This window comes from Kitasatospora sp. NPDC054939 (genome assembly GCF_053610105.1).
In genome coordinates this window covers 1-12758 of record NZ_JBSGXP010000104.1, presented here as the reverse complement: position 1 = coordinate 12758, position 12758 = coordinate 1, and the positions used below count along the sequence as shown (strand labels likewise).

The 12758-nt window shown below is 73.1% G+C and carries 12 protein-coding genes; 6 read left to right on the top strand and 6 right to left on the bottom strand.

Annotation, left to right across the window (positions count from 1 at the left end):
* Window positions 1–72 precede the first annotated feature (72 nt).
* Complete coding sequence (locus tag ACWGB8_RS26105; protein WP_452216029.1) at window positions 73–978, bottom strand: hypothetical protein; 906 nt, start codon at window positions 976–978, stop codon at window positions 73–75.
* A 504-nt stretch (window positions 979–1482) separates the two neighbouring features.
* Between ACWGB8_RS26105 and ACWGB8_RS26100 the strand changes: the two genes are divergently transcribed.
* On the top strand, window positions 1483–1761 hold the full coding sequence (locus tag ACWGB8_RS26100) for a DUF397 domain-containing protein (protein ID WP_452216028.1): 279 nt from the start codon (window positions 1483–1485) through the stop codon (window positions 1759–1761).
* Window positions 1762–2071: 310 nt separating this feature from the next.
* Here the strand turns inward: ACWGB8_RS26100 and ACWGB8_RS26095 are convergent, their stop codons facing one another.
* Entirely contained in the window at window positions 2072–2608 is a 537-nt protein-coding gene (locus ACWGB8_RS26095; protein WP_452216027.1) for an ATP-binding protein, read from the bottom strand.
* Between the two features lie 418 nt (window positions 2609–3026).
* Here ACWGB8_RS26095 and ACWGB8_RS26090 point away from each other — a divergent pair, with 418 nt between their 5' ends.
* Window positions 3027–3893 (top strand): helix-turn-helix domain-containing protein, encoded by an 867-nt coding sequence (locus ACWGB8_RS26090; protein ID WP_452216026.1) that lies wholly within the window; start codon window positions 3027–3029, stop codon window positions 3891–3893.
* A 57-nt stretch (window positions 3894–3950) separates the two neighbouring features.
* Here ACWGB8_RS26090 and ACWGB8_RS26085 read toward each other — a convergent pair whose 3' ends face one another.
* Window positions 3951–4559, bottom strand: a complete 609-nt coding sequence (locus ACWGB8_RS26085) for a TetR/AcrR family transcriptional regulator (RefSeq protein WP_452216025.1) — start codon at window positions 4557–4559, stop codon at window positions 3951–3953.
* A 262-nt stretch (window positions 4560–4821) separates the two neighbouring features.
* Window positions 4822–6336 carry an MFS transporter gene (locus ACWGB8_RS26080; protein ID WP_452216024.1) on the bottom strand — a complete coding sequence of 505 codons (1515 nt, stop codon included), beginning with the start codon at window positions 6334–6336 and terminating at the stop codon, window positions 4822–4824.
* A gap of 88 nt (window positions 6337–6424) precedes the next feature.
* Between ACWGB8_RS26080 and ACWGB8_RS26075 the strand changes: the two genes are divergently transcribed.
* Window positions 6425–6895, top strand: coding sequence for a MarR family winged helix-turn-helix transcriptional regulator (locus ACWGB8_RS26075; RefSeq protein ID WP_452216023.1), 471 nt, complete (start codon window positions 6425–6427; stop codon window positions 6893–6895).
* Between the two features lie 207 nt (window positions 6896–7102).
* On the opposite strand, the gene ACWGB8_RS26070 is transcribed toward ACWGB8_RS26075, so the two are convergent.
* Entirely contained in the window at window positions 7103–8050 is a 948-nt protein-coding gene (locus ACWGB8_RS26070; RefSeq protein WP_452216022.1) for a M56 family metallopeptidase, read from the bottom strand.
* A 222-nt stretch (window positions 8051–8272) separates the two neighbouring features.
* Entirely contained in the window at window positions 8273–8935 is a 663-nt protein-coding gene (locus ACWGB8_RS26065; RefSeq protein ID WP_452216021.1) for a DUF5134 domain-containing protein, read from the bottom strand.
* 493 nt (window positions 8936–9428) lie between these two features.
* Between ACWGB8_RS26065 and ACWGB8_RS26060 the strand changes: the two genes are divergently transcribed.
* Genes ACWGB8_RS26060 through ACWGB8_RS26050 form a run of 3 tightly spaced genes read left to right on the top strand, consistent with a single transcriptional unit; the run spans window position 9429 to window position 12645 of the window.
* Complete coding sequence (locus tag ACWGB8_RS26060; RefSeq protein ID WP_452216020.1) at window positions 9429–10829, top strand: DUF6421 family protein; 1401 nt, start codon at window positions 9429–9431, stop codon at window positions 10827–10829.
* Window positions 10826–11569, top strand: a complete 744-nt coding sequence (locus tag ACWGB8_RS26055) for an SDR family NAD(P)-dependent oxidoreductase (protein WP_452216019.1) — start codon at window positions 10826–10828, stop codon at window positions 11567–11569. Before ACWGB8_RS26060 ends, ACWGB8_RS26055 begins: the two co-directional genes overlap by 4 nt.
* Complete coding sequence (locus ACWGB8_RS26050; protein WP_452216042.1) at window positions 11566–12645, top strand: threonine aldolase family protein; 1080 nt, start codon at window positions 11566–11568, stop codon at window positions 12643–12645. The genes ACWGB8_RS26055 and ACWGB8_RS26050 overlap by 4 nt, the downstream gene beginning before the upstream one ends.
* Window positions 12646–12758 lie beyond the last annotated feature (113 nt).

The following is a 12758-nucleotide window of genomic DNA, read 5'->3' as shown; positions in this document are numbered from 1 at the left end:
GCCGCGCCGCGGGGGACGCCGAAGGGCCCGGTACCGCACGGTACCGGGCCCTTCGGGCGTGCTGCGGGAGGGTTACTGCTCGGCCGGGCCCTCGGCGGCCTCGGCGGCGGCGGCCTCGGCCTCCTCCTCGGTGAGGACGGGCTGGGGCGGCAGCGCGGCCAGGTAGGTGGAGGCCACCAGCTGGCCCACCGTCTGGTACGTGCCGAGCGGGGCGGCGCTCGGGCAGCCGGTCTCCTCGGCGGCGGCGGCCAGCAGCTCGGAGTCGGCCTCGGGGCCGATCACAAGCGGGGCCAGCGCGGGGCGCAGCGAGCCGGTGTCCTTGAGGTGCTGGACGGCGGCGGCCACCGAGCCGGGCACGTCGAGTGCGGCGGCGACCACCGGCACGGCGAGGCGGGCGGCCAGCAGCACGCCGGTGATGCCGGCCGCGGCGGCGGCGTCCTCACCGCCGACGGTGGTGAGGACCACGCCGTCGGCGGCGGTGGCGATGGCGAACAGGCGGGCGCGGTCGGCGCGGGCCAGGTTGGCCTCGGAGAGGCGCACGTGCACGGCCTCGGCCAGCAGCGGGTGCGGGCCGAGCACGTCGGTGACGGTGGCCCCGTACGTGGCGGCCAGCGCGTGCAGGTCGGCCAGGAAGCCGTGCGGTCCGGTGACCAGCGGGACGATCACCGGGACCGGCAGGCCGGCCTGGGCGGCGTGGTCCAGCAGTTCGGCGACGGTGCGCTCGCCGCTCTCCGTGCCCTCGGGGCCGGCCAGGTAGCCGGCGGCGGTCTCGACGCCGTTCTGCTCGCTGCGGACGATCGACAGCAGCTCGTCGACGACGGGGCGGGACTCCGGTCCGGCGGCGGCGGGCACAGCGAGCAGCAGGGCCGGGGAACCGGCCGGGATCTCGGGGCGCTCGGGACGGCGGTGGCGCCCCCGCGCACGGGAGCCGGGGGTGCGTACGGGCAGTGGCGCGCCCGGGATGGCTGCGGTGCTCATGGCGGAGATCGTAGGACATCAGGCCGCCCTGCCTGCAGTCGGCTGCCGAACCCGGAGGGTCGGAGCGTCCGGAATCCGGACATATCCTTCTCAATGCCCTCGCGAGCACCCACTCTGTGTGAGACGTGCCGAACGGGTCCGCGCGTTGCAGCCGCGCCGAGTGACATGTCTCACAGGTTCGGCGTCGGCTGACGGATTGTCACGAACGGTCGACTCCCGGCGCTCGAAGATCAACATTCAGCGGGGGGACGCCTACGGACGGTTGTCGCCGGTTCGCCGATTCAGTCGTTTTTGTCCGGATCTGTTCAGGTCGGCGGCGGGTTCCGATTCGGCTGCGAAAAGCCTCGTGCACCTGCACCGTCCCGTGCTGATGCACGTGCACAACGGCTATCATCGCGTCAAGTGAGGCGTTGTGCCGGGCCGGTACGGGGCCGGCCCCTTCGTTCGGCTGAGGGCCGGGGCGCCGAGCTGGACGACCACTCCGGAGCTCTTCGGGAGACTTCTATGCACGACACGCAGGACTCGTACGACCCCCGCCGCGCGTTCCGCGGGCCGGCGTACAACGGAATGGCGGCTGCGGACCTCGACGGCGTGGTCTGGCAGAAGAGCCTGCACAGCAACTCCCAGGGCAACTGCGTCGAGTTCGCCGCGCTGCCCGGCGGGGACGTCGCGATGCGCAACTCGCGCTACCCGGACGGTCCGGCGCTCATCTACACCCGGGCCGAGATAGCGGCCCTGCTGCTGGGGGCCAAGGACGGGGAGTTCGACCACCTGGCGGTCTGAACGCCCGTCACCCCCGCTGCCGGGGGTCATCGGGGGGCCGTCGTGGGTACCGACACCGCGACGGCCTTTGTCTGCTGTCCGGCCGCCCCCGCCGCCGCTGCCGCGGTCGTACGGGGCTGCCGCGCCCCCGCCGGCCGCGTGCCGGCGGCGGTCCGTGCTCCGACGGGCCGTGGGTCGACGGCCCATGTCCGGCCGGTCCGCGATACGGCAGGCCGTGCGCCGGCGGTCCGTGTTCCTTCGGTCCGTGCCCTGGTCGTCCGGGGAGTCGGCGCGACTGCGCTGCCCGAGCAACGCGCCTCCCGGTCCGCACCTAGGCCGAACGCCGGTGCCGTCCGCCGGGATCACCCGGTACCGCTCCGCCCGGCAGGAACCCGGCCCCCGCCGCGTACTCCGACTCGAAGAGCGCCCAGACCACCTTGCCGCCGGAGAGCGGGTGCCAGCCCCAGGAGCGACTGAAGGAGTCCACCAGGTGGAGCCCGCGGCCCGACTCGGCGACGAAGTCCGCCTCCCGGGCCACCGGCCCGGTGCTGCTGGGGTCGCTGACCGCGCAGACCACCTGCGGGGAGCGGTGCACCAGGCTTATTCGGATCGGCAGCCGGCCGTCCGGCAGCGGTTGGACGGGGAAGTCGGCGCCCGGTTGGTCGGGGCGTGCGCCGATCGCGTGCCGAAGCGCATTGGTCACCAGCTCCGAGGCCACCAGCGCGACGTCGTCGAACAGCTCGCCCAGCCCCCAGCGCTGGAGAGCGGTCCTGGCGAAGTCGCGCGCGGTTCTGACGGCTTCATAGCGAGGAGCGAGCGTACAGGTGACCACATGGGGGTCGACCGCCAAAGCCGTACCGGTGCTCATGAAGAGCTCCTCCCATAAGGGGGCGGACACGGCTGGACCCGCCGGGGTCATGCCGGTCACCTCCGACTCGCTAGGCCGCTCGGCCGCCCCCTCGACCCGGTACGCGCGCACACGAACGCCCGGTGGCGCCGGGGGCGCTGCCGGGCTGGTGCACGGAATCGCGCATGGGGTCGACGCGGAGCCCGCGGGATTGCCAGGGATGTGCAGGTGCACGTGCACCATGGTCCTCTGCGCTCACTGCAGATGCAAGAGTCGATTCACGTGCAGTCGCACTATTGGCATATGCAAGCGCCGGATGCACGTGCATCCTGGCGTGCGAAGTGCAGAACTGATAGGAACATCCGTCAGTATCGGCACCGTCAGCGCTCAACTGATGGCAGACTGTGCGCTGTTTGCCCTAGGTGGAGGTTTCGACCGCATGACCACAGTTCAGCCGGGCGGCGGCTCGATGGTCCGCCGGATCCTCCTCGGTTCCCAGCTGCGCCGGCTCCGCGAAGCCCGCGGCATCACCCGTGAGGACGCCGGGTACGCCATCCGCGCCTCGGAGTCCAAGATCAGTCGGATGGAGCTCGGCCGCGTCAGCTTCAAGGAGCGCGACGTCGCCGACCTCCTCAGTCTCTACGGCGTCGACGACGGCGACGAGCGCGAGGCCATGCTCGGGCTGGTCCGCGAGGCCAACAAGTCCGGCTGGTGGCACAGTTACAACGACATCCTGCCGGGCTGGTTCCAGACCTACGTCGGCCTGGAGGAGGCCGCCGCACTCATCCGCACCTACGAGGTCCAGTTCATCCCCGGACTGCTGCAGTCCGAGGAGTACGCCCGGGCGGTTTTCGGACAGTCTCGGCCGGTCATCAGCGACGAGGAGATCGAGCGCCGGGTCAGCCTGCGCCAGCGCCGCCAGAAGCTGCTGACCGACGGCTCCAGCCCGCGGCTGTGGGCCGTCATCGACGAGGCGGCGCTGCGCCGGCCGGTCGGCGGCCCCGACGTGATGCGCGGCCAGGTCCAGTACCTGATCGACGTCGCCGAGCAGGCCAACGTGGTCGTCCAGGTGATGCCGTTCCGCTTCGGCGCGCACGCGGGGGAGTCCGGGGCCTTCACCATCCTGCGCTTCCCCGAGCAGGACCTCGCCGACGTCGTCTACCTGGAGCAGCTCACCAGCGCGCTCTACCTCGACAAGCGCGACGACGTGGACGCCTACATCCAGGTCATGGAGCGGCTCTGCGTCGACAGCCTGACGCCCGAGCGGACCATCGACCTGCTCGCCTCGATCCTCAAGGAGCGCTGACCCGGGTCTCCCGGTCCTCACGGACCGCCGCCGCGGGCCCGCCGGCCCGGTCCGTCCTCAGGACGCCCGGGCCGGCGGCCGTTCGCGCTCCGGCGGGTGCGGCTGCGGCGGCCGGCCCAGCTCCCAGGCGAGCCCGTAGCGGCCGAAGAGGTCCGCCCGGATCGGCGCCAGCGGCAGTTCCGCGCCCGGCAGCAGCAGCCCGATGCAGCCGCCCATCAGCGCACTGCGCAGGACCGCGTGCTCGGCGACCGGATCGGGCGCGCCCCAGTCGTTCAGCAGCCCCTGGAGGATCGCGCCGAGCTGCTGCTGCTCGGGGTCCTGGACGAAGGCGCCGGCGTCGGGGTCGAGGATCAGCGCCAGGTGCGAGCGCATCACCCGGGGGTGCTCCACCGCCATCCCGAGCACCGCGTCGATGGCGCGCGCCAGCCGGGCCTCCGGGGTGGCGTCCGCGGTCAGCCCGCCGAGCGCCGCGGCGAGCTCCAGGTGCATCATCCGGTGGGTGGCCGACTGCATCAGCAGCCGCTTGCCGTCGAAGTAGTAGGAGAGCAGCCCGCGGGCGAGTCCGGCCCGGGCGGCGATGTCGCCGAGGGTGGTGCCGGCGTAGCCGTGCTGGTCGACGAGTTCGACGGTGGCCCGCATGATGCGCCGCCGGGAGCGTTGACGCATTTCCTCATTGACCGATTCCCCGCGAGGTGCCATCGTGTCTGCTCCGTACGTTCGTTGGCTCCCGGCCAATATACTGGCGGGGCGAGCGGCCGGACCGCCGTCGCCGCAGGTCACGGCCACGGCGGGCAGGCTCGTACGGAAGCGCCGGTTCCACCAACACGGGGGTTTGGTGGAACCGGCGCCCGCCCGACGGCGAGGGGTCGTCGGTGCCGGGCGGGCACCGGGACCGGCACGGGCGGGTGTGCGACGCCCGGCAGGTCGGTCAGCGCTTGGTCAGAACCTCGGCCTCCGCCGTGCTCCGGTCCATTGACGGGTAATCATAGTCCGGAACCGACACCGGAGTTGTCGGCTTGCGCCGGTCGAGCAGCAGGCCGACCGCGGCCACCGCGACACCCAGCACGGCGACCCCGGTCACCACCAGCAGCGCGGGCCGGTAGCCGTCCAGCTGGGCCTGGGCGCTCTCGCCGCCGGCGCTGCCCGCGGTGATCACGGCGGTCACGACCGCCAGCACGATCGCCCCGCCGACCTGCAGCGCGGTGTTGACCAGCCCGGACGCCAGGCCCTGCTCGTCGTCGTGCACGCCGTCGGTGGCGGCGATGTTCACCGACGGGAAGGCCAGCGCGAAGCCGATGCCGAGCAGGATCATGCTGGGCAGGACCAGGGCGACGTAGGAGCTGTGCGCGTCCAGCCGCAGGAAGAGGAGGTAGCCGAGGGCCAGCGAGAGCACGCCGATCGGGAGCAGCCGGGCGGTGCCGAAGCGGTCCACGATCGCGCCCATCCTGGTCGCCGACAGTGCCACCAGTGCACCGGCGGGCAGCAGGGCGAGCGCCATCTCCAGGGCGGACCAGCCGAGCAGCCGCTGCAGGTAGAGGGTGGCGATGAACTGGAAGCCCGCGTACGAGCCCATCAGCGTGAAGGCGATCAGGTTGGCGCGGGCCACCCCGCCGTTGCGGAAGATGCCGAGGCGGACCAGCGGGTGCGCGGTGCGGCTCTCGATCACCAGGAAGGCGACGAGCAGCGCGACGACCACGGCCAGCGAACCCAGGGTGCGCAGGCTCAGCCAGCCGGCGCCCTCGGCCTCGGTGACGGTGAAGACCAGCAGCAGGACGGAGAGCGTGCCGGTGATGGCGCCGGCCACGTCGTACCCGCCGGCGGTGCGCTCCTCGGCCGGGCGGGGGAGCAGCTTGATCGCGAAGGCGAGGGCGATCAGGGCGACCGGGACGGGCATCAGGAAGGTCCAGCGCCAGCCGGCCGAGGTGAGCAGGCCGCTGAGGACCAGGCCGAGCGAGAAGCCGCTGGCGCCGCAGGTGGTGTAGATCGACAGGGCGCGGTTGCGGGCCGGGCCCTCGGCGAAGGTCGTGGTGATGATCGACAGGCCGGCGGGCGCGGTGAAGGCGGCGCTCACGCCCTTGAGGAACCGGGTGGCGATCAGCAGGGCGCCGTTGTCGACCAGGCCGCCGAGCAGCGAGGCGCCCGCGAAGACGGCGAGCGCGACCAGGAAGACCCGGCGCCGGCCGAGCAGGTCGGCCGCGCGTCCGCCGAGGAGCAGCAGGCCGCCGTAGCCGAGGACGTAGCCGCTGACCACCCACTGCAGGGCGGAGGTGGAGAGGTTCAGTTCGGAGCCGATGGAGGGCAGGGCGACGCCCACCATGGAGACGTCCAGGGCGTCCAGGAACATCGCGGCGCAGAGCACGACGAGGGTGCCCCAGAGGCGGGGAGTCCAGCGCAGCCCGCTGGTTGATGAATCGTCAGATCGATTGACGGTCGCGGTGGTCATGGGTCAAGAGGCTACATGCACGTGCATTCAATGCAAGTGGATTTAATGTGAACGCATTAATTGCTGGTGCATGTGGTACGCTGGCGCCGTGGCTGAACTCGACTCCTCCGCGGATGCGGACCTGGTCGCCGCCTGGCGCGACCTGCTGGCCCGTCATGCCGCCACCGCCTGCCTGCTCGACCGCGAGCTCGGCGAGAAGCACGGCCTGGGCATGAGCGAGTTCGAGGTGCTGGAACGCCTGGTCGAGGAACGCGACGCGGGCCACACCCTGCGCGTCCAGGAGCTGTCCGACACCGTGCACCTGAGCCAGAGCGCGCTCTCCCGGCTCATCGGCCGGCTGGAGAAGGCCGGACTCGTCACGCGGGCGATGTGCCCGAACGACCGCCGGGGCATCCAGGTCGCGCTGACCGAGGACGGCTGCCGCCGCTACGCCGAGGCCCGCCCGCTGCACCGCGAGGTCCTGGCGCTCACCCTCGGCGCACCTCTCCAGGGCGGCTGCGACGCCGGCACGGAACGGCTGAAGGCCGAGCGGGCCGAGCGGGCGGCCGACGCGGTCTGACCGCACGTCCGGCGCCGCTGCGTCGGGTGCCCTCCGGTCGCGGGGGTCGGGCCCGGCGGGCCCCGGGGCCGGATCCCGGCCGGGGCGGGGCCCAGGGGCGTCGGGGGCCGGGCCTCGGCGGCGATCTCCGGCCAGGTCGGGCCCCGGGGCCGTCGCGCCGGGCCTCGCTGCCGGCCGCCGGTTGGGGCGGCGAGGCCCCGGAACGGGTCAGACCAGGACGGAGAGCCCCGGGGCCGCCGCCAGGAGCACCGCCGCGGCGGGCGCCCCGAGCGCGGCGACGGTCAGCCGCAGCCGGTGCACCACGGGCAGTCGCGGCCGCCCCGCCAGCAGCCGGTCCACCCGCTTCGGGGACTGGGCCAGGCCGGGCGGGCAGGAGCCGAACACACCGCGGTGCAGATTGATCTCGGCCAGCGCCAGGGCCGTGGTGTGCCGCCCGTGCCGGCGCGCCGCCCGGTCGTCCGCCGCCAGCTCCACCAGTTCGCCGACCTGGTCCCGGAAGGCACTGAACACCTGGACCCCGGGGAAGCCGGAGGCCAGCGCCTGCGCGCACTGCGACAGCCAGTGGTGCCGGGCCCGGACGTGCCCGCGCTCGTGGCTCAGCACCGCCGCCAGCTCACGGTCGGTCAGCTGCTGCAGGGCGCCCGTGGTGACCACCAGGCGGGAGTTGGCGCCCGGCAGCGACCAGGCCTCCGGCCGGACGTTCTCCAGCACCACCAGCTGTTCCCTGCGCCCCCGAGCCGCCCCGATCTCGCCCGGCAACTCCGGCGCCCGCTTGGACAGTTGCGCGTGCCGCCGGTTGCGCAGCGCCTTCGCCGACCGGACCTCCCGGGTCAGCGCCAGCAGCGTCTGCACCCCGCCGGCCGCCAGCACCGCCGCGCACAGCCGGCCCCAGCCCTCGGCGTCCTGCAGGCCGTACGCGGCCTCCACCCCGTGCGGCGCGCCCGCGAACAGCCACTCCCGTACCGGCGGCAGCGCGGCCGAGGCGGCGAGCAGCAGGCTCAGCAGGCAGCACAGCAGGACGGCCACCACCAGGCACTGCCACGCCAGCAGCGCCAGCACGGGTTCCCGCTCCGCCCATCGGGCCCGGGCCAGCAGCCGGGGCGCCACGGTGGAAAGCAGCAGTCCGAGCAGCAGCAGGCCGAGCAGGGCCGTCATGGCATGGGCTCCCCGAGTACGCACGGAGCGCGACAGCGCGCTCCCTGCCAACCTATGCGCATCCCCGGGCCCGGGGAACGGGTTACGGCCACCAGTGACCAACGCCACGCGGAGCGTTGCCCCCGGGCGCCCGGGGCTGCCGCCCGGGGCTGCCGTCCGGGGCCGGACACGACCCCGCCCGGGTCGGGGCTCCCGGTGACGCGCGCGCCGTCCGGGTGGGTCTCAGGTCGTCAGGAGCATGGCGAACATGCCGATCCCCATGGCCAGTCGACAGGCCCTCGGCAGTCCTGCGGTCGCGACGCCGGCGGATGTGAGGGCGCCGGCCGTGCGAGTCCCGGGCGGACCGCCGACCGGAGAGCTGAACAGCCGGCTGCCGGTCCACAGCGAATACGCCCCGAAGTAGAGGAGCAGCGCCCCGGTCACCGGCGGCACCCCGCCCCCGCCGCCGGCCCCGGCCGCGTGCAGCGCGTGCCCGGTCGGTGCGGCGGCCATCACCAGCGCCATGTACGTCATCGCCAGCCCGCCGATCGCATGGTGCAGCCGGTGCGCCCGGCGGGCGGGCGCACCGAGGGCCCCGAGGGCCCCGACGAGGAACACCGCGGCCGGCAGGCCGAACAGCCAGGCCCACACCAGCGGCGGCACCGCCGGTCCGGCCGCGGCCATCGCCGCCATGCCCAGGGCCATCAGCGCCTCGGCGGCGTCCGGCTCGTCCGCGTGCGCCGCGGTCGGCGGCCCGGCCGACTCGGGAGCGGCCGACTCGGGAGCGGCCGGCGGGGGAGAGGTCCGGTGGCAGGGGGTGCGTCGGCGCAGCCGGCCGAGGCAGTACGCGCCGGTGGCCGCGGAGAGCGCGGCCAGCAGCCAGTTGACCAGGACCGGTCCGTGCATCGGCGTCCCCTCACGACCGGCGCCCACCGGTCCACCGTCCACGATCACCGATCGCGACCGTCCAGGGCAGGGCGCGTACGGGGGCGCGCGGTGGTGACCGGCGTGGTGCCCGGCGGCAGGTCCGCCCCCTCCGACCCGGACGCCCGACCGGCTTCCTCCCGCACCACCCGCCCCGCCCGGTGGCGGCCCCCGCGCAGCCGCGGGATCGTCGGCGTAGGGGAGGGAGGCGTTCAGCGGACGAGGAGGGCGTACCGGCGGAGAGCAGGGAAGCGGACAGCAGGGAAGCGTCGGTGGGCAGGGAAGCGTCGGCGGACGGGGAAGCGGCGGGGAGGCGATGCGTGACCGGCACCGCCCGCCGGGCCCCGGAACGGCGGATCCTCCGGCCCGAGGGCCCATGATCGGGAGATCCGGCGGTCGGACCCCCCTTGAACAGAAGAACCTTTCGAACTTATGGTGTCCTTGTTGAAGAAACTCCTGTCGAAGTGAGTCCACGATGCAGAATCTTTCGCCAAGGCTCGCTGTGGCGGCCGACGCTCAGACCTCCGACCACGCCGGCCACCCGGCCTGGCTCCGCCTGAAGGAGGCCGTCGAGGCACTGCGCCCCCTGCAGTCCAAGGACGGCTCCATCGACCTGGCCGCCGTCCAGCGGCACACGGTCGACCCGCTGGTCGCCACCGTCCGCGAGGCCGTCCAGGAGCTCGCCCCGCTGTTCCCGCACGACGCCGCGTACCTCGCCGCCGTCGACAGCGACCTCGCCAAGTGGGGCGAGACCGGCTACCGCGAGCCCGACTTCCTGGACTCGCTGCTCGCCTTCCAGCCCGCGGAGCAGCGCGAGGACGGCCTTGAGCACCTCGTGGTCTTCCCGATGTACACCCAGAACGGCAACCCGGACCGCAACCTCGAAGCGGTCCTGCTGCGCGTGGTGTGGCCCGACTGGCTGGCCGAGCTGGAGCGCACCCGCTTCGACAACCCGATGTTCGTGCCGATCACCTTCACCGACTTCACGGCCGGCTACGACACCAACTCCGCGGTGCTCTTCCCCGAGACCGTCGCCGTCCGCAAGGCCCCCGAGCGCTTCACCTGGGGCGGCATCTTCTGCGACCGCGAGGCCGCCCGCTTCCGCGCCGTCTCCACCAGCGCCGTCCGCCAGCTCGGCCTGGAGATCCCGGCCGACGCCGAGGGCCTCCTGGAGGACCAGGAGCGCGCGCAGCAGACCTTCGTCCTGTGGGACCTCGTGCACGACCGCACCCACAGCCACGGCGACCTGCCGTTCGACCCCTTCATGATCAAGCAGCGCAGCCCGTTCTGGATGTACGGCCTCGAAGAGCTCCGCTGCGACCTCACCGCCTTCAAGGAGGCCGTGAAGCTGCAGGCCGAGGGCTACACCCAGGGCCGCGACGTGCAGTACGCGATCCTTTTCGACCGGATGTTCCGCTTCCCGGTCAGCGGCGACCGCGTCCGCAACTACGACGGCATGGGCGGCCAGCTGCTCTTCGCCTACCTGCACAAGCACGACGCGCTGCGCTGGCGCGACAACCGCCTCAGCATCGACTGGGACCGCGTCGCCGACGTCACCAACGCGCTCTGCGGCGAGATCGAGACCCTCTACCGCGACGGCATCGACCGCCCGAAGACCGCGCACTGGATCGCCGCCTACGAGCTGGTGTCCCGCTACCTCACCCCGCACCCCGCCTCCACCTGGGCGAAGGGCCCCGACGCGCTGCCGCTCGACGTGGCCGACGGCAAGGCGCTCAACAAGGCCCTGTGCGACGCCGTCCACCCGGACGAGTTCCCGCTGAGCATGTTCTACGAGGCCCTCTCCAAGAAGCTCGGCGGCGTCATCGCCGCCACCACCGGCATCACCGGCGCCGGCATCCAGGGGGTGGCCGCGTGAGCCGCCTCGCCGGAAAGGTGATCGCCGTCGCCGGAGCCAGCGGCCCGGCCGGCCAGGCCGTCATGCGCCGCCTCGCGGCGGACGGCGCCACCGTCATCGGAGCCGACATCGACCAGCAGCGGCTGGACGCGGCCCTGAACGCCGTCCGCACCGTCGTCCCCGGAGCCAAGGTCACCGGGCAGGTCATCGACCTGCTCGACCCCCAGGAGGTCCACGACTGGGCCGACCACCTGGAGGCCGAGCACGGGCACGTCGACGGCGTCTTCCACCTCGTCGGCGGCTGGCGCGGCAGCAAGACCTTCTTCGACACCCGCATCGACGACTGGGACTTCCTGCACGACACCGTCGTCCGCACCCTCCAGCACACCTCGCTGGCCTTCCAGCCCGCCCTCGTCCGCAGCGAGGCCGGCCGGTACGCGATCGTCTCCGCCTCCTCGGCCCACAAGCCGACCGCGGGCGGCGCCGCCTACGCCGCGGCCAAGGCCGCCAGTGAGGCCTGGACCCTCTCGATGGCCGACTCCTTCAAGAAGGAGACAACCGCGGAGGACGGCGAGCCCACCGCCGCAGCTGCGATCCTGGTGATCAAGGCGCTGGTCAGTCCCGAGATGCGGGCCGAGAAGCCGGAGGCCAAGTTCGCCGGCTTCACCGACACCGCCGACCTCGCCGACACCCTGGCGGGCCTCTGGGACCGCCCCGCAGCAGAACTGAACGGACAGCACCTGTGGCTGACAGCCCGATGACCGACCTCACCTCCGGCACCGACGCGGTGCGGCGGCACGACCCCGCCGTCCGCGGCTTCGCCAGCGACAACTACGCCGGCGTGCACCCGGAGCTCCTCGCCGCGATAGCCCTCGCCAACGGCGGCCACCAGGTCGCGTACGGCGAGGACGACTACACCGCGCACCTGCAGGACGTCTTCCGCAAGCACTTCGGCGAGAAGGCGGAGGCGTACCCCGTCTTCAACGGCACCGGCGCCAACGTGGTCGCCCTGCAGGCCCTGCTGCCGCGCTGGGGCGCGGTGGTCGCGGCCGAGACCGCCCACATCAACGTCGACGAGGGCGGCGCGCCGGAGAAGATGGGCGGCATCAAGCTGCTCACCGTCGCCACCCCCGACGGCAAGCTCACCCCCGAGCTCATGGACCAGCAGGCGTGGGGCTGGGGCGACGAGCACCGTGCGCAGCCGCTCGTGGTCTCCATCACCCAGAGCACCGAGCTGGGCACCCTCTACACGGTCGAGGAGATCCGCGCGATCGTCGACCACGCGCACCAGCACGGCATGCTGGTCCACGTGGACGGCTCGCGCCTCGCCAACGCCGCCGCCTCGCTGGGCGTGCCGCTGCGCGCCTTCACCACCGACGTGGGCGTGGACGTGCTGTCCTTCGGCGGCACGAAGAACGGCCTGCTGTTCGGTGAGTGCGTGGTCGTGCTCAACCCGGAGCGGGTGCGCAACATCAAGTACCTGCGCAAGACCTCGATGCAGCTCGCCTCGAAGATGCGCTTCGTCTCCGTCCAGTTCGAGGCGCTGCTGACCGGCGACCTCTGGCTGCGCAACGCCGGCCACGCCAACGCGATGGCGAGCCGGCTGGAGGCGGCGGTCAAGGGCATCGAGGGCGTCACCGTGGTCCGCCCGGTCCAGGCCAACGCCGTGTTCGCGATCCTCCCGCGCGAGGTGAGCGAGCGCCTGCAGAAGCGCTACCGCTTCTACTTCTGGAACGAGCAGACCGGCGAGGTCCGCTGGATGGCGTCCTTCGACACCACCGAGGCCGACATCGACGCCTTCGCGGCGGCGATCGCGGAGGAGATGGGCCGCGCCTGACGCGGTGCCGAGCGACGAATCGTCCCGTCCCACGGGTGTGGGGCGGGACGATTTGCTTGGGGCGGGTCCGGCCCCGTACAGTTCCGGAGTCGCCGCGAGAGCAGCGGCCGAAA